Here is a 20752-nt window from a genome sequence, read left to right on the forward strand (position 1 = left end):
CAAAAAGGAGTTTTTATGCAAACACAAAATAATTTTATAAACCGCGAACTAAGCTGGCTACGCTTCAATACACGCGTGCTGGAACAATGCAAAAAGGATATCCCGCTAATTGAAAAATTAAAATTTCTAGCGATTTACAGCACGAATTTAGACGAATTTTATATGATCCGCGTGGCGGGTCTGAAGCAGCTTTTTACCGCCGGCGTTATAACCAGCGGCGATGACGAGATGACGCCTCTTGAGCAGCTACGCGCGATCCGCTCCTATCTAAGAAACGAACAAACCGAGCTTGAGCAGCAGTATTTCGGCATCCAAAAGGAGCTTTGCAAAAACGGGCTTTTTATCAAAAGCTACGACGAGCTACAGCCCGAGCTAAAGCCGGTGGCGGATGAGTTTTTTTTCTCGCAGATAATGCCCGTCATCGTCCCGATCGCAGTTGATGCGACCCATCCTTTCCCGCATCTAAACAATCTCAGCTTCTCCCTTGCGGTCAAGCTCTGCGATGAGGGCGCGCCCGAGTCGGTACATTTTGGAATGATTAGAATCCCACGCGTGATCCCGCGCTTCGTGCAGGTCGCGCAAAACACCTACGTGCCGATCGGCACTATCGTAAAGCGCCACGCGGAGGAAATTTTCCCCGGCTATAAGCTCATCAGCTCCGCAGCCTTCCGCGTCACGCGAAACGCCGACATCGTGATCGAAGAGGAGGAAGCGGACGATTTTATGATGATCTTAGAAGCGGGGCTTAAGCTGCGCCGTAAAGGGGCTTTTGTGCGGCTTCAGATCGAAAAGGATGCCGATGCCGAGCTTTTAGAATTTCTAAATTCCCATCTTAAAATTTTTTACAAAGATATATATGAATGCGCCGTGCCGCTTACGCTGGACGGGCTTTGGGAGATCGCTTCCAATAAGGATTTTTCCTTTCTAGCCCATCCTCAGTATCTGCCAAAGACGCTGCCCCCCTTTAACGAAAACACCTCCGTTATGAGCGCGATGGAGAAGGAGGATATCCTGCTGATCCATCCTTACGAGAGCTTCGATCCTGTCCAAAAACTCATCAAAGAGGCCGCCAAAGATCCAAAGGTCATCTCGATCCGTATGACGCTATATCGCGTGGAGAAAAACTCCCCGATCGTCCAGAGCCTGATCGAGGCCGCAAGCGACGGTAAGCAGGTAACGGTGATGGTCGAGCTTAAGGCGAGGTTTGATGAGGAAAACAACCTGCACTGGGCGAAGGCTCTCGAAGACGCCGGCGCGCACGTCATCTACGGTATCACGGGCTTTAAAGTCCATGCCAAAGTAACCCAGATCATCAAAAAAGAGGACGGCAAGTTAAAATTTTATATCCACCTAGGCACGGGCAACTACAACGGCTCGAGCGCTAAAATTTACACCGACGTGAGCTTTTTTACCTGCGGCGACCGCTTCGATAAGGACACGACGAATTTCTTCCACATCCTCTCGGGCTACAACAAAAACCGCAAACTTGACAACCTCGCTATGTCGCCGATGCAGATCAAAGAGCGACTCCTGGCGATGATAAAAAACGAGGAGAAAAAAGGCTCTGCCGGCAGGATCATCGCTAAGATGAACGCTCTTGTCGACGGCGATATGATCAAGGCGCTGTATAAAGCAAGCGCCGCGGGCGTAAAGATCGATCTCATCGTGCGCGGCATCTGCTGCTTGCGCCCGGCGCTTAAGGGCGTTAGCGAAAATATCCGCGTGATCTCGATCGTCGGAAAATACCTGGAGCACGCTAGAATTTTTTACTTCGCGCACGCCCAGCCCAGCCTATACATCGCGAGCGCGGATTGGATGCCGCGAAATTTGGAGCGCAGACTGGAGCTGATGAGCCCGATTTACAATGAAAATCTGCAAAACAAACTCAAAGAAATTTTAAAACTTCAGCTAAGCGATAACGAGCTTGCATTCGAGCTACAAAGCAGCGGCGAGTACCGAAAGATTGTGCCGAAAAAGGGCGAAGATAAGATCGACGATCAGGAATTTTTAGAAATTTATTTCAATAAAATTTATAAAAATATCCGCAAACACGATGAAAGCGGCACGGCGCTAACTAAGCTTTTGAAAGAGAGCTAGGCGCCTAGAAATTTTGCGTCGTTTGGGCTAGCTATTCGCTAAGCCCTCGCGCAGACCGAGATCATAAAATATTAGATGCAGAATTTTGCGCCGTGAATGCGCGAGTAAATTTACAGAAATTTCAAAGGGATTAAATGAAAAGATATCTTTATCTAGCCGTTATAGCTATGTTTTGTATGGGCGGAGTCTTTGAAGACGCGGACAAGCTCTATGAGGACGGCGATTATTTTAAAGCGATAAAAATGTGGCAGCGCAGCTGCGACGGCGGAGATACGCAAAGCTGCTATATGCTCGGGAACTTATATCGATTCGGCAGGAACGTCACTCAAAACTATCAAAAAGCGGCGAATTTTTATCAAAAAGCCTGCGATGACGGAGATATGACCGGTTGCTATGAGCTTGCAGGACTATACTTTGAAGGCTATGGCGTTAGACAAGATTATCAAAAGGCGGCGAGCCTGCATCAAAAGGCTTGTGACGGCGGCAATATGTTTTCGTGCAATTTGCTTGCAATTTCATACGAATCCGGTATCGGCGTCCCAAGAGACAAGCACAAGGCTATGGTTTTGCGTCAAATGATTTGCGATAACGGTGATGCAGATATGTGCAATAACCTTGCATATTTATATAAAAACGGCGACAAGGTCAGACAGGACTTGCAAAAGGCGGAGAGCCTATATAAAAAAGCGGCTGTTTTGTACCAAAAGAAGGCTCAAATAAATCAAAAGAAATGCGATGAAGGCGACTTATATGAGTGCCAGCGCCTAGCGGATCTATATTTAGACGGCAGGGGCGTAGAGAAGGATTTCAAAAAGGCTGCGGATTTATACCAAAAGGCTTGTGATGGCGGCAGGGCGGCGGCGTGCTTGACTCTGGGAGACTTTTACAAAGCAGGTAATTACCAAAAAGCAGAAAGCCTATATCAAAGCGGGCTAAATTTGCTTAAAAATACTTGCGAGAGCGGGGATGCGGACTCGTGTAGTTATCTCGGGGATTTATACAAAAATGGATGGCAAATTAAACAAGATAGATCCTTAGCAAAAGAATTTTACGGGAAAGCATGCGATTTAGCAGAACAGATCGGCTGTGACGAATACAAGCAATTAAACGAAGCAGAACTCATCGATGATAAGCACGGCATCGCACCGAGCGCGCCTTAATCCATGAAGCTTGCATGCTTTTGCGCAAACAAGGCTACGCAATCAGCGAGCTATCAAATTTTTAGAATTTTAAAATTCTAAATTTTATAAATTATCTTAGGCGCAGCTTCTCAGAAATACTAATCTGCCATGATGCCAGCTATATACTACGCGTAGATAAAATTCCACTCACTTATGATAAAATTTTAAAATTTCTGAAGTTAAAATTTTAAAATTTACTCATTGTCTCATCGCATGCATTTAATAAAAATACTTTTAAATTTAAAGTAAAAATTTGTAATTTTAAAAAATGTAAATTTAAGAGATAAAGGCGTAAGCCAAAGAATTCTTTAAATTTAATTAAATTTTATAACTATAAATGATAAATAAATTCTTTTTAATTTAAATTTAAAGAATTTTTCACTAATATACTGCTCTTTTTAATAACGCCTATGAGAAATAGTATTATAAAAGGATCAAAATGAGCTTATTTAGGTTTTCTATTGCAGCGGCGGGAGCGCTTTGTTTATGCGTGGCCACTTTAGCTGCACAGGACGATAGCGAAGGTAACTCCCAAAATTTAGGGCAGATCAATGTTACGGGAAATGTAGAAAGCGACCCGCTTACCAAAAAAGTCGGCGAAACGAAAAAGAGCGCCAAGCAACTCGCCAAAGAGCAAGTTAGCGATAGTAGAGATATGGTTCGTCACGAAACCGGCGTTTCAGTTGTCGAAAGCGGAAGATTCGGTGCTAGTGGCTACTCGATCCGCGGAGTAGATGAAAACCGCGTAGATATAAGTATTGATGGACTTCGCCAAGCAGAAACGTTAAGCTCGCAAGGTTTTAAAGATCTATTTGAAGGATACGGAAACTTTAATAACACTAGAAACGGCGTTGAGGTTGAAAACGTAAGACAGGTAGATATCACTAAAAGTGCAGATTCGGTAAAAAGAGGCTCGGGCGCGCTAGGTGGCTCAGTAGCGTTTGAGACAAAGGATGCGAGAGATTATCTAACGGAGAAGGATTGGTATTACGGATTTAAGCGCGGGTATCAAAGTGCGGATAGACAAAACTGGCAAAGCCATGCAGCTGCAGTTCGGTTTAAGTGGTTTGATCTTTTGGCTATTCATACTGATAGAGAAGGACATGAACTAAAAAACTGGGGTTATAAAGACTATGACCCAACCGTCATCAGAAAAGTTAGGGAAAAGCCCGATCCGTATAGAATTTACAAGAAAAGCACCCTTGTCAAATTTGGTTTTCAACCCACCGATACCGATAGATTTAGCCTAGGATACGATAAGTCCAATATAAAATCAGAGGGAATAGATTGGTCGAATCAATTTGCTCTTTATAATACGCAAACTCCTTGGGGTGCTCTAACTAATGACATACGACATACCAACGATAGAAGCGAAAGAAAAAACTACTCATTTTCTTATGAAAATTTTGATGAAACGCCTTTATGGGATAGCTTAAAATTTAGCTATAACAAGCAGCATATCAAACTAAAATCGAGAACGGATGAGTATTGCGAGGGTGATAATTGCGCGGGAAATTCAAATCCGTCCGGTCTTCATATAAATGAAGACGGAAAAATGGTAGATAAATACGGAGGAGAGCTCCAACACTCTACCGAGACGTATTACGAACAGCCGTGGTGGAGTCCCGTGCCCATACCTAGAACAAGAGATATCGTAATAGATAGCAGAGGCAATAAAGTAGATGATAACGCGTACCAAGGATACACGAATGAATTAAACACGGGAGGAGTCTCCGATATTTTAGTCAATTGCGATAACTATAACTGCTCAAAGGGTATCGATCTATTTGATACAAATACGTGGAGCTATCAGCACTACGACCTTACCCCTGTACCTACCCCTAATGGCAAAGGAAACTATGCGGTAATCAATCCAAAAGATAGCTGGAACGGCGATTCTCTCTTATTGCCGAGCCAATACGGCTTTGTAGATAACAACTGGAAAGACAGGGATCTCATCACCGATACAAAACAATTAAATCTCGATCTTACCAAGGATTTTACTATCAAAAGCTCAGAGCACACCTTAAGCTACGGCGGGCTTTTTAGTAAAAGCGATAAGCGAATGGTAAACAGACAAGGATACGAGCCTACGAATAAACAGTGGTGGGCCGAAACCTTTTTCGGCGTAAGAAATACTAACCCCGACTTTCCTATGCTCGGCACTTGGTATGCGGATAAATGTAAGCTATACAACGGAAACGACTACGTATCGCTTTGCGGTCACGAAGATGATTCTTTTAGCTTCCTTATTCCGGTTGAGACCAAAACCGGAGCGCTTTATGTGGGAGATGACTTTCGTATAAACGATGTTTTAGCCTTTGATCTTAATTATAGGTATGATAAGGTTAAACACAATCCATCATATACCCCAGGCGTTACGCCTAAAATTCCGACCGATCTGTTTATCGGGATGTTCGTTCCATACACGCCGCTTCCGGGCACTCCGTCTAACGACGAGATAAAAGCTCATAGAGATGCTAACGCCGAAGCCAACGCCGTGTATTTGGCTTCGCAAAAGAGAAAGTATTCGGCAAACTCATATTCTTTATCTACGAATATCGATCCGCTCGATTTTTTTAGAATTCAGCTTAAATATGCAAACGGATTTAGGGCGCCTACTTCGGATGAAATTTACTTCACTTTCCAGCACCGTGATTTTTCGATATATCCTAATTTGGATTTGAAAAAAGAGACCGCAAAGACTAAAGAGATTGCCTTTACGCTTCATAATTCTCCAAGCTTCGTTACATTGAATTTATTCCAAACGGATTATAGGAATTTTATAGATTTACAATACAAGGGGGAATTCCAGCTTCCTTACGGAAACGGTGGAAGTACAATGCCTACTTCTGTGTATCAAAACGTAAATCGTCCAAAAGCAAGAGTAAGAGGAATAGAGATAGACTCGAGACTGGCTTTGGATCAAATTTGGCAGCCATTGCAGGGTTTTAGCATTGGATATAAGCTAAGTATCCAAAAGGGTAGAATGGACATAGGTAATGGCAAAATAGATACTCCGATGAATGCAATCCAGCCTAGAACGGCGGTTTATAGCGTAAGCTACCAAAGCCCAGGCGATAAATTCGGCGCAGATCTATTTGTAACTGCGGTAGCTGCAAAAAAAGGAGACGACACCTATAATATGTATTGGTATGAGCAAGCGCGAAGTGGCAAAATCGTAAACGGCAAACCTGTAAGCAATAGCGAAGTGGAATGGAGAAGCGGCGGATATACCACGATAGACTTCGTAACATATGTAAAGCCGATCAAATATCTAACTCTTCGTGCAGGCGCATATAATATAACCAATCGCAAATATATCACTTGGGAAAGCGCCAGATCAATAAGGCCTTTTGGAACTAGCAATCTGATAGATCAAGAAACAGGCCTTGGTATCAACCGCTTTTATTCGCCGGGAAGAAATTATAAACTCACGTGGGAGATGCAGTTTTAAAATTTAATCAAGTGTTTGACGTCTTATTAAAACAAAAGCCTTTGGAATCAAAAATTTATAGATTTATTACTAAATTTAAAAAGATGGCGATAGTAAATCATTTGGCATCGTTTAGATTTCCGAATTTTATGTAACGTGTAAATTTCAAATTTTACGTGACGCGGTAGTCCAAAGGCTTTTTTCTGCGATGACATCAGCTTTATAATTTTGCAATGACGCTCACGGTCTCTTTCAAAATCAAGATAGCGAATTCTGAAATTTAACCGCGGTCTCTATGAAGCCTTTTGGCTCGCGGAATTTCTCTGCCATTAGCGCGTAAATCCTCGATCCTCGTCACGATATTTTGCGCAATGTAGTTTTAAAAATCTTTATTTAAATAACCCAAGGCTGCTTAGCTTAACCGCCGAAAAACAAGCGAAAAAACCAAGCGCAGGCTTTAGGTAAAATTTGCGCGGAATTTAAAATATTTTAAAATTTGAGAATTTGTAGAATTAAAATTTAAAGATAAATTTTGACCGAACGAATCGGTCAAAATTTGATTAAATTTTAGCGCCGAGTGCGCAAAAAGGGGATTATTTATAAGCCTTGATCGCTTTGTCTAGGATTTTCTCCGCTTCCGCGGCGCTTGCAAAATCCTTCACTTTGACCCATTTATTCGGCTCTAAAAGCTTGTAGGTTTCGAAGAAATTTTTGATCTTATCCAGCGTCGCTTTAGGCAGATCGGAGACCCCTTTAATGCCCTCATATCGCGGATCGATCTTGCTAACCGGCACGGCAAGCAGCTTCTCGTCCATGCCGCTTTCGTCCTCCATCATCAAAACGCCGATTAGGCGGCACGGGATCACGCTGCCTGCGGCAAGCGGATATTCGTTTAGAACCAAAACATCCGCAGGATCGCCGTCGTCGGCTAAGGTATTCGGCACGAAGCCGTAGTTTGCGGGGTAAAACATCGCGCCGTATAGCACGCGATCGACGCAGAGCGCACCGCTTGCTTTGTCGATCTCGTATTTGATATTCGAGCCGTAAGGGATCTCGATTACCGCGTTGATTTTATCGGGGTTTGAGCCCACTTTTATCTTTGAAAGATCCATAGTTTTCCTTTATTTAGAATTTAAAATTTTGATATTTTTTACGTCTATCGTCGTTTTGGTAAAATCTTTGTCGATCTCGCCGCTAATTCGCACGAGCGTATTTTCATCCACGCTCACGCCGCGCCAAACGTCATCATCGATCTCAACCTCGATGCTATCGCCGTTTTGATCCACAAATCTATAATGCTCGTGTTTGAGCTGGGATTTTATCTTGCCGTCGATTACGACAAAAGAATCATCTCTTAATTTAAGCGCCTCTTTGACGCTTAACGGTTGAGTTTGCGCCGCGGAGCCGCTTGGCACAAACCCGCCCGCGCCGAATGCGACCGCACATAAAGCCATACTAAGTAAAAATTTTCTAACCATATCTATCCTTAAATTTTAATCTCTGCATTTGCAAACAGATCTGAAATTTCATTAAATTTGAAATCTGCTTGCATTTGGGCGCTCGCATTTAAATTTACACAGCGAGCTACTTAAATTTACGCTTGATCTTGGCTATCTCGCGCAACGGCAAGCTATAAATTTAAAGGCGCGCTCGCAAAAAAGGCGCATTAAAATTTAAGCGCGATTTGCGCCGCTTGCGGTACGAAAAAAGGAGCCGGAGGCGCTTAAAATTTAAGCCGCCATCCAAGCGCGCTAGCCCAGTTTTTCGATCTGCGCGGCGATTATAGCGTTTATGTCCGCTACGATCTCCTCGACCGTGCGCTCGCCGTTTACGCTGTAAAATACGCCCGCGTCGCCGTAAAATTTACGGATATCCTCGATCGGCTCTGAAAATACCGCCATGCGGTTTTTAAAGACTTCCTCGTTATCGTCCGCTCCGCGAGCACGTCCTAAAACACGCTCCTTGGCGACCTCCTCGCTAACGCACACCTCGATTACTGCGCTAAGATTTACATCATCGTCGCCTCGCAGCACCTCGTCTAGCTTATTCATCTGCTCGACGCTTCTTGGATAGCCGTCGATGATGATGAAGTCTTTAGGCGAGCTTTTAATCGCGCTAACGATAGCATTTACGACGATATCAAGCGGCACGAGATTGCCTTTAGAGATGAAGCCGTCTATCTGTTTGCCCAAAGCGCTGCCGCTTGCTACCTCGGCGCGCAGCAGATCGCCCGTGGAGTAGTGCTCGATGCTTTGATTCATCTGAGCGATCATACTCGCATCGGTCGTTTTGCCGCTTCCCGGAGCGCCGATGATTAGAAAAAGGCTTTTCATTTTTGCTCCTTCTTATGAAGCCTAAGACCTAGCTCGCGAAGCTGCTCGTCGGTCACGACGCTAGGGGCTTTGGTGAGCGGACACTGCGCGCGCTGCGTTTTAGGAAACGCGATAACCTCGCGAATACTGCTTGAGCCGGTAACCAGCATCATCAGCCTATCAAAGCCGATCGCGATACCTCCGTGCGGAGGCGCGCCGAAGCTTAGCGCATCGAGCAGGAAGCCGAATTTCTCCCTCTGCTCCGCAGGCTCGATCTTAAGCAGCCTAAAGACCTTTTCTTGAATGTCCGCCTTATGGATCCTGATACTGCCGCCGCCAAGCTCGATGCCGTTTAGCACGACGTCGTAGGCAATCGAGGTAATATCCTCCAAATCAGGCTCGTCGGGATTGTTCGGCATCGTGAAAGGATGGTGCATCGCGGAGTAGCTGCCGTCGTCGTTTTGCTCAAACATAGGGAAATTTACGACCCACAAAAACTCAAGCCTGTTCGGATCGATCAGACCGAGCTCGTTTGCGAGGAAAATTCTAAATCTACCCATATAATCAAGCACGATTTTCTTTTTGCCTGCGCCGAAAAATACGACGTCGCCGACTTTAAGCCCGCAGCGCTTGATGAGTTCGTCCAGCTCGCTTTTTTCAAAGAATTTTACTAGCGGCCCCTTTAGACCGTCCTCTTTTACTTGGATAAACGCAAGGCCTTGCGCGCCGAATTTTTTCACGTATTCCTCAAAACCTTGCATCTGGCGCTTGCTAAATTTCAGATCGCCGCCCTCGACTTTTAGCGCTTTAACGCGGTTAGCCTTGCGGTCTTTGGCTAAATTTGAAAAAATTTCGTTGCTAGATTTTTCAAAAATATCGGCTACGTCGATGAAAGGCATATCATAGCGCAGATCGGGTTTGTCGCTGCCGTAAAGCTCCATCGCGTCTTTGTACTCCATATGTCTAAAAGGGGTGACGATCTCGCGGCCGCAGGATTTAAAAATATCCTTTAAAACCTCCTCGGCTACGCGCATTACGTCGTACTGGGTATTGAAGCTCATCTCGATATCGATCTGCGTAAATTCCGGCTGGCGGTCGGCGCGGAGGTCTTCGTCGCGGAAGCAGCGCGCGATCTGGAAGTATTTATCAAAGCCCGAGCACATCAAAAGCTGTTTGAAAAGCTGCGGACTTTGCGGAAGCGCGTAGAAGCTGCCCGGATAGACGCGGCTAGGCACCAGATAATCCCTAGCGCCCTCAGGCGTCGCGCGCGTTAAGATCGGCGTTTCGACCTCCACAAAGCCCAGCCTATCAAGAGCATTTCGCGCGGCGATCGCGGCCTTGGAGCGCATCTTAAATTTATCGAAGCTTCCCTCAGCGCGCAGATCCAAAAAGCGGTATTTCAGCTTCGTTTCTTCATTGACGCTTTTATCGCCGATTACGAAAGGAAGCGGCTTGCTTGGATTTTCGATCTCTAAGCTTTCTACTACGACTTCGATGTCGCCGGTTTTTAAATTTGGATTTTCCAGCCCCTCGCCGCGAGCTCGGATCTTGCCGACGGCTTTTAGAACGAATTCGTTTCGCACGGTATTTGCTACCTCGTATGCCGAATGGCTATCTTTGGGATCACAAACTAGCTGTAGAAGCCCGCTTCGGTCGCGCAAATCTATAAAAATCACGCCGCCGTGGTCGCGGTAAGAATTTACCCAGCCGCACACGGTTACACTTTTGCCGATATCGTTTTTACTCAAATCCGTACAGTAATGACTTCGCAAAATTACTCCTTTTTAATAAAATTTCAAGAGCCGATTATAGTTAAATTTTGCTTTTACAAAGCTAATTTTTTATAAAATAGCGCCCGAAAGTAGAAAAATGGAAAGCAAAAACAAAATCCACGAAAATTTAAAATTTGCAGGGCTGATAGCCAAAAAATCGGAGGAGATCCGCCCCGTCGCGGAGGAGATTCGCGAAATTTTAAAAGCGCAAGGTATCGAGCCTTTGATGCAGCAAGATAGCGCCGAATTTTTAGGCTTCAAGCCGCATACGCTTGCAGAAATTTTAAAAAAGACCAATTTTTTAATCAGCCTCGGCGGCGACGGCACGCTTATCGGGCTTGCGAGGCTGCTAAGCGATAAAAACGCCTTTATCCTCGGTATCAACGCAGGCACTTTGGGCTTTTTAACAGACGTGCAGCCTAGCGAATTCGCAAAATTTTTAAAGGAATTTTTGCGCGGAGAATACGAGATCGAGCGCCCGTTTTTACTCGAAGTGATACTGGAAAACGGCAGCGGCAAGATCGTCCGCAAGACCGCATTTAACGACGTCGTAATCACCCGCAGCCATATCTCTTCGATGGCGAAGATCGATGCGTTTTTAAATAGAAAATATTTCAACACCTACTACGGCGACGGCGTGATCGTAAGCTCCGCTGTAGGCTCGACCGCATATAATATGAGCGCGAACGGATCTATCGTCTATCCGCTGTGCGACGTGTTTTGCGTCACGCCGATCTGCTCGCACAGCCTGACGCAGCGGCCTTTGATCCTTCCCAAAGAGTATCTCGCAAGTTTCAAAAACGTCGGAAGCTCCGAAGTTAGCGTCGTCGTCGACGGGCAAGACGTTTTTGATATGGCGGAGTTTAGCAGCGTGAGCGTTAAAATTTCACACGCCAAGACAAATTTAATAAAACGCAGAAGCTACGATTATTTCGACGTTTTAAAAGCCAAACTCAGATGGGGGCACGGCGGATGCTAGAAAGAATTTATATTAAAAATAATCTAGGTTTTTGCGAGAGCGAGCTTAGTTTTGGCCCGGGACTTAGCGTATTTACAGGCATCAGCGGCGCGGGTAAATCGGTATTAATAGGCGCTATTTTAGCGGTGTTCGGGCTTAAAGAATGCGAGGCAGAGCTCATAGAAGCGGACGTAGAGCATAAATTTGATATGGAAAATTTCGGCTTGATAAACGATACGCCAAATACCTTTCGCGTTCTAAAAGAGCGTAGCTTGCGATACTTTATAAATTCCCAATCGGTCTCAAAAAAAAATCTAAGCACGATCGCCGGCGAATACGTGAAATTTTTAGGCGCGAAAAACGCCGGCGAAATGAGTAGCGACAGCTTGCTAAAATTACTTGATTTTATCGCCGCGAAAAAAGATGCTGCGCACGCGCAAAGCCTATCGGAGCTTCAAAGCGCTTTTGTGGAATTTAGCCGTACAAAAAAGCAGCTGGATGAAATTTTGGATCAAGAGCGCAAGATTGAGGAGTTAAAGGAATTCGCTCGCTTCGAGATTGAAAAAATCGAGCGCGTATCGCCAAAGATCGGCGAATATGAGGAGCTTTTGCAGATCAAAAAAAAGCTTAGTAAAAAAGATAAGATCGAGGAGCTTTGGGCTAGGGCACAGGGCGTTTTTGAGCTAGAGCGCAGCGTCATCGAAGCGCTAAGTCTTAGCGGACTGGATAGTGCGTTTTTTGAGGATGCGATGAACGAGTTACGACTAAAGCGAGAAAGCTTGAATTTAGACGAGCTCGAAAACATCGACATAGAGAAAATTTTAGATCGCATCGAAGCTCTTAGCGCGCTAAATAGGCGCTACGGAAGCGTAGAAGAGGCTTTGGCTACGCTTGAAGCGCGCAAGAAAGAGCTTGAGCATTACGAGCAGTTAAGTTTTGAAAAAACCAAGCTACAAGCGGAATTTAAACGCCTTAGTGAAGGCACCGCTATCCTTGCCGAAAAAATTAGCGAGGCTCGCAAGGGCGCTAAAAAACGGCTCGAGGATCTGATAAATTCCTATCTAAAGCAGCTTTATATGGATGGCGTAGAGCTTAGTTTTAAGCCCGCGGTTCTTAGTGAGCGCGGCACAGACGAAATTTGCGTCAGCTTGTGCAAGACGGAATTTAAAAATTTAAGCTCAGGCGAAACGAACCGCCTACGCCTTGCTTTTATTGCCGCGAGCTTGGAGCTTACAAATAACGGCGAGGGAATTTTAATCTTAGACGAGATTGATTCAAATTTAAGTGGAAAAGAGGCGATGAGTATCGCAAACGTACTGGTAAAAATTTCAAAATTTTATCAAATTTTTGCGATTTCGCACCAACCGCAGCTTAGCTCCAAGGCTGCGTCACACTTTTTAGTAAGTAAAACGAACGGCAAATCTAGCGTGAGATTATTAAGCGAAAATGAGAAAATAACAGAGCTAGCTCGTATGATAAGTGGTGAGACTATTACTGCAGAAGCCCTGGAATTCGCTAAAAAGCTAAGGCAAAGCTGAAGGAATTTTAAGCTTAAGTTTAAATCTGAAATTTTTTGCTACAATACCGCGTTTAATTTAAATTTAAGTGTGATTTTGCAAAACGACGTAAAATCCGCTTCGAAAAATTTTATCAAGTGAGTTTTATGATTATAGATACACATTGCCATTTAGACGATGCTAGTTTCGATGCCGATTTGGACGCGGTGATTGAGCGCGCCACGATTGCAGGCGTGCGCAGCATCATCATTCCCGGTGCCGATGTAGCAGACCTAGATAAGGCATGTAAAATTTCGCATGCACGGGATAATGTGTATTTTGCCGTAGGGGTGCATCCATACGAGATAGATTCTTTCGATATGGAGGTGCTGAAGCGGTATGCTGACGATCCCAAATGTGTGGGCGTTGGCGAATGCGGTCTTGATTACTTCAGACTTAAGCAGCAAGAGAGCAAGGAAACCAAAGCCTTAGAAATCTCCCGCCAAAAAGACGCCTTCATCTCACAAATCGATCTAGCAGCACAACTTCAAAAACCACTTATAGTCCATATCCGAGAAGCAAACGAAGATAGCTTTGGAATTCTAAAAGATCGCGCCGGCGATTTATGCGGCGGTGTTTTGCACTGCTTCAATGCCAGCAAGCTTTTGCTAGGTCTTAGCGAATACGGATTTTACTTCGGTATCGGCGGAGTTTTGACATTCAAAAATGCAAAAAACTTAGCTGAGATCTTACCGCAAATTCCGCAAGAGCGCCTCTTAATCGAGACGGATGCACCCTATCTAACCCCGCATCCGCATCGCGGCGAGCGCAACGAGCCTGCATTTACGAGACTCGTGGTAGAAAAAGTCGCGGAAATTTTAAGCCTAAGCGTAGAAGAGGTCGAAGCAATAACGACTCAAAACGCCTGTAGGCTTTTTGGCGATAAAATCAAAGGAGAGATATGAAAGCCATAAAATTTATACTGCTAGCCCTGCTTTTAGTGGGCGAAGCGTTTGCGAGCCAGCCCGGTCTGATGCGCGCAAATCACGACTATATTTTAAATCAATTCGGCATCGAAAATAACGAATCGAGCAAAAACGTAGTCGCGGGCATATTCCGTGCGATCAATGCAAGCGATCGCAAGCAGTTTAAGCATATCGTGACTTCGCAGTCGCACAATGCCTACTTAGTCAAATCCGAGGTCGATAACATCGAAGCTCCGGAATTCTTATTGTATTTGGCAATGGTAGAATCTCATCTTAAAAATACGGTCACATCAGGCGCTAGCGCAGGTGGTATGTGGCAGCTGATGCCGGCGACCGCGAAAAATTTCGGTCTTAGAGTAGATAGTGCAGTAGATGAGCGTCGCGATCCCGCAGCCTCTACGGATGCTGCGTTTTCGTATATTTTGCATCTGAAGCAAAATTTTGGCAAGTGGTATTTAGCGCTAATGGCGTATAATTGCGGCGATCAAAAACTTAAAAATGCGATTGCAGCTACTGGCAGCGATGATCTGGATCGCTTGCTAAAAAGTCCCGCACTTCCTAATGAGACTAAGAATTTTATCAAGCGCATTATCAAATACGCTTACATCGCTCAAAATGAAAATATGCGTAAAATTCTGCTTTTTGAAAGCGAGCCGTGGGGGCTAAAGCGTATCGCAGTAGCTCCGGGCACAAAGCTAAGCGCGGTTGCAAAACAGATCGGAATTTCGCCGTCGCAGATGCAGGATTACAACGCGCATATTAAAAACGGAATTTCGCCGCTTAACGGCAAGTACTTCTTTTATATCCCGCAAAGCAAATATGCAGAATTTGTCGTAAATCAAGGCGCGTTTCAAGCGTATGAACCACGTCTGAAACAGCGCAAGCCAGGACGTATGTTAGCAGGTTTGGCGAACGAGCTTAGCCTCAAAGACAAAAACGAAATAGCGCTAAATAATATAAAATTCAACAAATAAGATCGGATCGTAGGTGTCGTACCAGAAAATCGCTCTTTTTAGTGCGCTTTTTGCGCTGATTCTTGCCGGTTGCTCGTTTCGCACCGCACCGCCTTCTAGATCGTCTGTGGGCGGTGCGGGCAAGATCGGCAAAAACTCTCCCGCTACTATGCGCCCTTATAAAATCAACGGCAAAACCTACTATCCCGAACAAGTAAGCGTCGGTGACACTCAAATCGGCATCGCCAGCTGGTATGGGCCGAATTTTCATGGTAAATACACCTCAAACGGCGAAATTTACGATATGAACGGCATGACCGCCGCGCACAAAACCTATCCAATGAATACTATGGTAAAGGTCACGAATCGCGACACCGGCGCTACCGCAACCGTGCGCATCAACGATCGTGGTCCATTCGTGGATGGTCGCATCATCGATCTTAGCAAAACAGCTGCTAATTTAGTAGGCGTATTTGCCAAAGGTACGGCGCCGGTAAAACTCGAAGTAGTGGGCTTTTATGGGCATACTATCGCCAAAGGCTCGCCGAAAGCAACCATTGTCGGCGGAAATTTTATGGTGCAAATCGGTGCGTTTAGAAACAGAAGCGGCGCACAAATTTATCAGCGCGATTACCACGGCACGGCGGGATATCCTGCGATCATCAAAGAATTTAGCATAGATGGCGCGCCAATTTATCGCGTCTTTTTAAGCGGATTTAAGAGTGAGGATGAGGCGAGAGATTTCGCGCATAATGGCAAGTTTACTGGAGCTTTCATCGTAAGGGAGTAGCAGTTTTATTTGACGGCTTTTACTTTCGTTTTTTTGCTTGATAAGGGCTTTGTTAAATTTATTTGTGAGCTACTTGCAGTAAAATTTCCCGTCATCTAATAGTTATCTGCTTTAGCTGCGGCGAAGTGCGAACTACTTGCAAGCTATTCGTAGCAAAAAGTGCGCCTGCCCGCTTGAGCTTTGTTTTTTAATAGGACGCCGCAGCTGATAAAATTTTATATTGCTAGGGGATAAAGCATGCAAAAATATCCGGAAGTGTATAGTTTAGAAAAGAGTTTGGCTATACTTGAAAAATATAAAGACGAGCTGAGCGCAGAACAATACGAGCAAAACAGATCTATCATCTGTAACCACGCGATAGAGGGTATGTTTGCAAACGAGCAAGATATAATCGATCTTATCAAGGTCGATAAGGGAGAAAAAACATCCGATGAGATAATAAACGAATATAAAAAAGAGTGGGGCGTTTTATAGCGCAGTAGAAAATATTTAATTTGGATGGCGAAATATCAGAGGTATTTTGACGCGGCTCATTGGTTCTTTGAATTTTAATCGTGCAGAAAAGTTACGACTTCGTGTTCTTTTGGTAAAAATTTTCTGCTATTGATACCATCATCTCCGTATTCCAATAATGCTTCATTTAAAATTTCATAAATTTCATCCATTGAAATATCTCCAATGTCAGAATTTACGCTTTGGAATATATATTTGATTTTAAATGGATTTTCCGTGAAATATTTACTCGTTGTCTCGTCATAAATTCGCCTTATATCAAGCTCGATATCTCTACCTTTATAGTGAAACAACCAAATATCCTCACCCGTATAGCCATCTCGCGGATCCGGCATAGATGCCAAACATACATGAATAAGCCAAGCATCTCTTTGCCTATCGATAACCCAATTCATCCAATCGGTATCATTATCCTGGATTGGGTATGTGTAATTGTGTTTCATCAATAACTCGTTCATATTGCTTAAAATATCATATTTCTCCAAGTCCTCTTTAGAAATATATTCTGCTACAAACGCCATCTAGCTCTCCTTGAGAAATTCTATAATTTAAAGTAGATCGCTCGTATATAGACCGAACAAAGACGAGATTTCAAATTTTAATCCTTTTACTGACGAGAACTTATCGTTAAAGCTGCCAATTTATATGCGATTATCGTCAATTTTTACTATAACCTTTCGTAAAATTCGTTATGAAATTTAAAAATTTCAAGCGCTTTGTCGCTCGCCACCTCTTTTAAATTTAGCGTCCAAAAATACGCAGAATTTCACGCCGTATAGGTAGAAAATCCAGCTTATGTAGATCCACAGAAAGAAAAATAGCGCGACCGAAAACGAGCCGTAGATGCTAAGATAGGTTTTGTTATAAAAGACGTATTGCGCAAAAACCAGTCTTGAAAGCCACCATAAAATCGATGCTACGAGCGATGAGGCAAGCACCGCTTTTGCGCGGATCTCGCGGTTGATCGCCGTAGCATAAGTAATCGCAAAGATCCCCCAAACGATTAAGTAGGGTAGAATTTTAAGCAAATTTATCCAGCTTGTAAACTCGGTTTTATTTAGTAGCTCCTGAAGCTCGCCGCTGATATAAAACGATGCTCCAAGTCCTACAGGAGCGAGTGTCATCAGCGTCCAGTAGGTGCTTAGGCTCTTAAAAAAGCTTCGCTCGGGCGAATGCGAAATGCGCGCGATAATCGCTTCAAAGTCTCCGAAAAACAGCACCGACGTAACTAACACTGCGCAAAAGCCCGTTACGCCAAGGCTTAGTCCGTTTGCCATAAATTCCTCGATATAGTGTGCCATGCTCGCTTGATTTGCAGGCAGGAAGTTTGAAAAGATAAAGCCCATAATCTTGTCGTAGTAGCCTTTGAAGCTTGGCAGCTGCATAAAAACGCTAAGCGAGACCATCAGCACCGGCAATAGCGCCAGAATCGTGTGAAAGCTAAGGCTTGATGCATGGTGCATGAGCTCGGTATCGTAGAGGCGGAAGAAATTTTTGAGTCGGTTTTGCGCTTGCTTAAGCGCCGGTATTAGTTTTTTCATACGGGCGATTTTACATTAAAATTTTAGAATTTCATATAAATTTGCGCAATTTTTCTTTTGTATCGCGGTATATCGTCTATGAAATTTAAAGCTAAAAAATGCGGTTACAAATATATAAATTTATATCTCGAATTTAGTCTAAATTTAGGAAAATTTTTCTAATATGCTAAAAAATAATATTAAATATATCCATAACGAAGGGAAAATAATGGAACGAAGGAAAACGATGAAATTTAAAATTTCATTAGCGGCATGTATGTGTCTGCTATGCAGCAGTTTAGCTGCAGCGCAAAGTGGCGGTAATTCTGCGCCTGAAAAGTCGCAGAATATGGGCGTAATCGAGGTAAATTCCGTCGGCGATAATATCAGCGAGAGCGGCATCGACGAGGGCTTTTTGAGCAAAAATGTGCAGCAAGGCATGCTTGCTGGCAAGCGCGCTTTGGATCTTCCGTATCAGATCAACACGATCAGCAAGGAGATCATGAACCACCAAGGCGTCACCGGCTACGAGGAGGCGGTCAAATACTTCCCGTCCGCGCAGATTCAGATGCGCGGCGGCGCTACGGTCGGACGCCCGCAGACGCGCGGCTTTGAAGGTAGCGTCGTAGGCAATAGTTTCTGGGACGGCTTTTATACGATTTCGACGACGGCGATTCCGATGGCGATGTTTGAGAGTTTTCAGGTACAAAACGGCGTCGCAGGCTCGCTCTACGGCGCGCAAAATCCAGTGGGCATTTTCAGCTACACGCGCAAGCGCCCGGTAAAAGATCAATACATCATCTGGAGTGATTATATGTCGCGAAGCAATCTGGGGCTTGGTCTTGATCTATCCGATAAATTTGAAAAATTCGGCTACCGCACGGTGTTTTACGGATCAAACGGCGACAGACAACCGAAGGGCTCAAATTTGCAGCGCCGCCTAGCCAGCGTCACGATGGAATTTTATCCGACGGGCGATCTTACTTTTGAAACCGCGGCTAGCTATTATGAGCACAATACCAAGGGCTTTGCGGGGCAGTTTGCTCTTGGCGTGCGAGACGGCAAGATCGTAGACGGCATGGAGCTTCCAAAGGCGGTGGATTCTTCAAAACGCGGTCTTGGTCAGAGCTTTGGAGGTATGCATCTAAAAACCACTACCGCAAGCGCAAAATTTAAATTTACGCCTACCGATAAATGGTATTTAGAGGGCGGCTTTCAGTTTCAGCGCGCCGATCGTGATACTCATGGAGTTGTAAATTATATCTTGCCTAGCACACATCCGCAATATACAAAGCCGGGCGATTATAAAACCAGACACAGCGGCGGTGCTACGGCGGCATATAGATTCGATCTGCCAAGCGGCTATCTCAAGGCTAATACGCAGTTTAACACGGGCGATATCGAGCACGATTTCAGCGTGCAGACTAACGGCTATCACTGGACGCAGGATAGATATAAAAACGCGAGCACAAACTACACCTCGCCTACCATAGGCAATATCTACGATCCTAAAATTCTAAATTACACCGGCGCTAGGCGCGGAAGTGGGCTGTATCACTATGCGGTTTTGGATATGTATAACGTCTCGGTGTTAGACGATATCACGATAAACGATAAATTTGACGTGATGCTAAGCGCATCTAAGGCGTGGATGAGGCAGGAATCCTACAATGCCCGCCAGCAAAGACTTGTTAAAGCCTATAGCGATTCGGGCTATAGTTGGGCGAGCAGCTTGATCTTCCATCCGATAGAGGATGCTAGCATCTACTACACCTATGCAGATAGCTTGCAGCAGGGCTCTACCTATGTTTATAATAGCGGTCCGCATAACGGTGAGGTTTCCTCTACGTCGCCGTATCGCTCCAAGCAGCACGAGATCGGCGCTAAGATTCGCGTAGCCGATATGATTGATTTTAGCGTGGCGTATTTTGATATACGTCGTCCGATTGCTTACTTGAATAGTTCTACGGGGATCTACGGCATAAATGGCGAGCAGCGCAACCGCGGATTTGAGTTTATGAGCGGCGGACGAATTACGCAAAATTTAAGCGTGCTGGGCGGCTTTACCTACATCGATCCTAAGATGCATAACGTAAGCATCGCGGGCGCTAATCGCAAGGTCGCAAACGGCATCCCTAAACTAAACGCAAATTTAATGCTTGATTACGTGATCCCGGGCACCGATAAGCTTGCGATCAGTACGAATTTCCACTACACTAGCAAGATGTATCTGGATGATCTAAACACTCAGCACACTCCTAGCTTTTTCGTTACCGATCTTGGTATCAGATATACGAGCGAGCGTCTTTTGGGCGATAAGACTACGCTGCGCTTCAACGTAAATAACGTATTTAACAAAAAATACTGGGCGGGAATGTATCCTGCGAGCGCCGACGGTGCGGGCGGTCTTAACGTAACTAGCGTGCTAGGCTCGGCAAACGGCGTGACGCTCGGCGAGAGCAGAAGCTTCATGCTCTCTGCGGAGATAAAATTTTAAAATCTAGCGAGTTTAAAATTTTTGCTTAAGCGGCGCGAATGATTATGGCGCCGCTTTTAAATTTATGAAATTTTATCGCTCTAAGCGGCGAGATTAAATTGAACGAGGCTTGTTTTAATTCATTTTAAAATTTAAGCCTCGGATTTTGGAATTTTAAACATTGATTTTAAAATTTCGATCTTTAAATTTTTTAGGTCGCCGTGCCTAAGCTCGCCCGCAAATTTTATCGCGCAGTTTAAAA

At 44.6% G+C, this 20752-nt stretch carries 16 protein-coding genes; 10 read left to right on the forward strand and 6 right to left on the reverse strand.

Going from position 1 to position 20752, the window contains the following annotated elements:
* Positions 1 to 15: 15 nt before the first annotated feature.
* The 3 genes from CGRAC_RS05050 to CGRAC_RS05060 all read left to right on the forward strand — a co-directional run bounded on the left by CGRAC_RS05050 (position 16) and on the right by CGRAC_RS05060 (position 6735).
* Positions 16 to 2097, forward strand: coding sequence for an RNA degradosome polyphosphate kinase (locus CGRAC_RS05050; protein ID WP_005871692.1), 2082 nt, complete (start codon positions 16 to 18; stop codon positions 2095 to 2097).
* Positions 2098 to 2231: 134 nt separating this feature from the next.
* The gene (locus CGRAC_RS05055) at positions 2232 to 3257 is read left to right on the forward strand and encodes an SEL1-like repeat protein (protein ID WP_005871691.1); all 1026 of its coding nucleotides are present in this window, start codon (positions 2232 to 2234) and stop codon (positions 3255 to 3257) included.
* Between the two features lie 460 nt (positions 3258 to 3717).
* Positions 3718 to 6735 carry a TonB-dependent receptor domain-containing protein gene (locus tag CGRAC_RS05060; RefSeq protein ID WP_005871690.1) on the forward strand — a complete coding sequence of 1006 codons (3018 nt, stop codon included), beginning with the start codon at positions 3718 to 3720 and terminating at the stop codon, positions 6733 to 6735.
* Positions 6736 to 7307: 572 nt separating this feature from the next.
* On the opposite strand, the gene ppa is transcribed toward CGRAC_RS05060, so the two are convergent.
* The 4 genes from ppa to aspS all read right to left on the reverse strand — a co-directional run bounded on the left by ppa (position 7308) and on the right by aspS (position 10798).
* Positions 7308 to 7826, reverse strand: coding sequence for an inorganic diphosphatase (ppa, locus tag CGRAC_RS05065; RefSeq protein WP_005871687.1), 519 nt, complete (start codon positions 7824 to 7826; stop codon positions 7308 to 7310).
* A 9-nt stretch (positions 7827 to 7835) separates the two neighbouring features.
* A complete protein-coding gene (locus CGRAC_RS05070; protein ID WP_005871685.1) occupies positions 7836 to 8192 on the reverse strand; it encodes a NirD/YgiW/YdeI family stress tolerance protein in 357 nt (118 codons plus the stop codon).
* Positions 8193 to 8465: 273 nt separating this feature from the next.
* A complete protein-coding gene (locus CGRAC_RS05075; RefSeq protein ID WP_005871684.1) occupies positions 8466 to 9047 on the reverse strand; it encodes an adenylate kinase in 582 nt (193 codons plus the stop codon).
* The gene (aspS, locus tag CGRAC_RS05080) at positions 9044 to 10798 is read right to left on the reverse strand and encodes an aspartate--tRNA ligase (protein ID WP_005871683.1); all 1755 of its coding nucleotides are present in this window, start codon (positions 10796 to 10798) and stop codon (positions 9044 to 9046) included. Before aspS ends, CGRAC_RS05075 begins: the two co-directional genes overlap by 4 nt.
* A 97-nt stretch (positions 10799 to 10895) precedes the next feature.
* On the opposite strand from aspS, the gene CGRAC_RS05085 reads away from it, so the two are divergent.
* From CGRAC_RS05085 to CGRAC_RS05110, 6 genes are all read left to right on the forward strand, one after another.
* A complete protein-coding gene (locus CGRAC_RS05085; RefSeq protein ID WP_005871682.1) occupies positions 10896 to 11777 on the forward strand; it encodes an NAD(+) kinase in 882 nt (293 codons plus the stop codon).
* Complete coding sequence (locus tag CGRAC_RS05090) at positions 11771 to 13294, forward strand: AAA family ATPase (RefSeq protein WP_005871681.1); 1524 nt, start codon at positions 11771 to 11773, stop codon at positions 13292 to 13294. Before CGRAC_RS05085 ends, CGRAC_RS05090 begins: the two co-directional genes overlap by 7 nt.
* Before the next feature lie 125 nt (positions 13295 to 13419).
* The gene (locus CGRAC_RS05095; RefSeq protein ID WP_005871678.1) at positions 13420 to 14217 is read left to right on the forward strand and encodes a TatD family hydrolase; all 798 of its coding nucleotides are present in this window, start codon (positions 13420 to 13422) and stop codon (positions 14215 to 14217) included.
* Positions 14214 to 15212 (forward strand): lytic transglycosylase domain-containing protein, encoded by a 999-nt coding sequence (locus CGRAC_RS05100; RefSeq protein ID WP_005871677.1) that lies wholly within the window; start codon positions 14214 to 14216, stop codon positions 15210 to 15212. Before CGRAC_RS05095 ends, CGRAC_RS05100 begins: the two co-directional genes overlap by 4 nt.
* Positions 15213 to 15225: 13 nt before the next feature.
* Positions 15226 to 15981, forward strand: a complete 756-nt coding sequence (locus CGRAC_RS05105; RefSeq protein ID WP_005871673.1) for a septal ring lytic transglycosylase RlpA family protein — start codon at positions 15226 to 15228, stop codon at positions 15979 to 15981.
* Positions 15982 to 16218: 237 nt separating this feature from the next.
* On the forward strand, positions 16219 to 16455 hold the full coding sequence (locus CGRAC_RS05110) for a hypothetical protein (RefSeq protein WP_005871672.1): 237 nt from the start codon (positions 16219 to 16221) through the stop codon (positions 16453 to 16455).
* Between the two features lie 74 nt (positions 16456 to 16529).
* Here CGRAC_RS05110 and CGRAC_RS05115 read toward each other — a convergent pair whose 3' ends face one another.
* Together CGRAC_RS05115 and CGRAC_RS05120 are read right to left on the reverse strand one after the other, a co-directional pair.
* Positions 16530 to 17015 carry a hypothetical protein gene (locus tag CGRAC_RS05115; RefSeq protein ID WP_005871670.1) on the reverse strand — a complete coding sequence of 162 codons (486 nt, stop codon included), beginning with the start codon at positions 17013 to 17015 and terminating at the stop codon, positions 16530 to 16532.
* Positions 17016 to 17201: 186 nt separating this feature from the next.
* On the reverse strand, positions 17202 to 18035 hold the full coding sequence (locus CGRAC_RS05120) for a YihY family inner membrane protein (protein ID WP_005871668.1): 834 nt from the start codon (positions 18033 to 18035) through the stop codon (positions 17202 to 17204).
* A 226-nt stretch (positions 18036 to 18261) separates the two neighbouring features.
* Here CGRAC_RS05120 and CGRAC_RS05125 point away from each other — a divergent pair, with 226 nt between their 5' ends.
* The gene (locus CGRAC_RS05125; protein ID WP_005871666.1) at positions 18262 to 20511 is read left to right on the forward strand and encodes a TonB-dependent receptor; all 2250 of its coding nucleotides are present in this window, start codon (positions 18262 to 18264) and stop codon (positions 20509 to 20511) included.
* Positions 20512 to 20752 lie beyond the last annotated feature (241 nt).

Origin of the sequence: Campylobacter gracilis, from assembly GCF_001190745.1 — a bacterium.
In the GTDB taxonomy this organism is placed as follows: Bacteria; Campylobacterota; Campylobacteria; order Campylobacterales; family Campylobacteraceae; genus Campylobacter_B; species Campylobacter_B gracilis.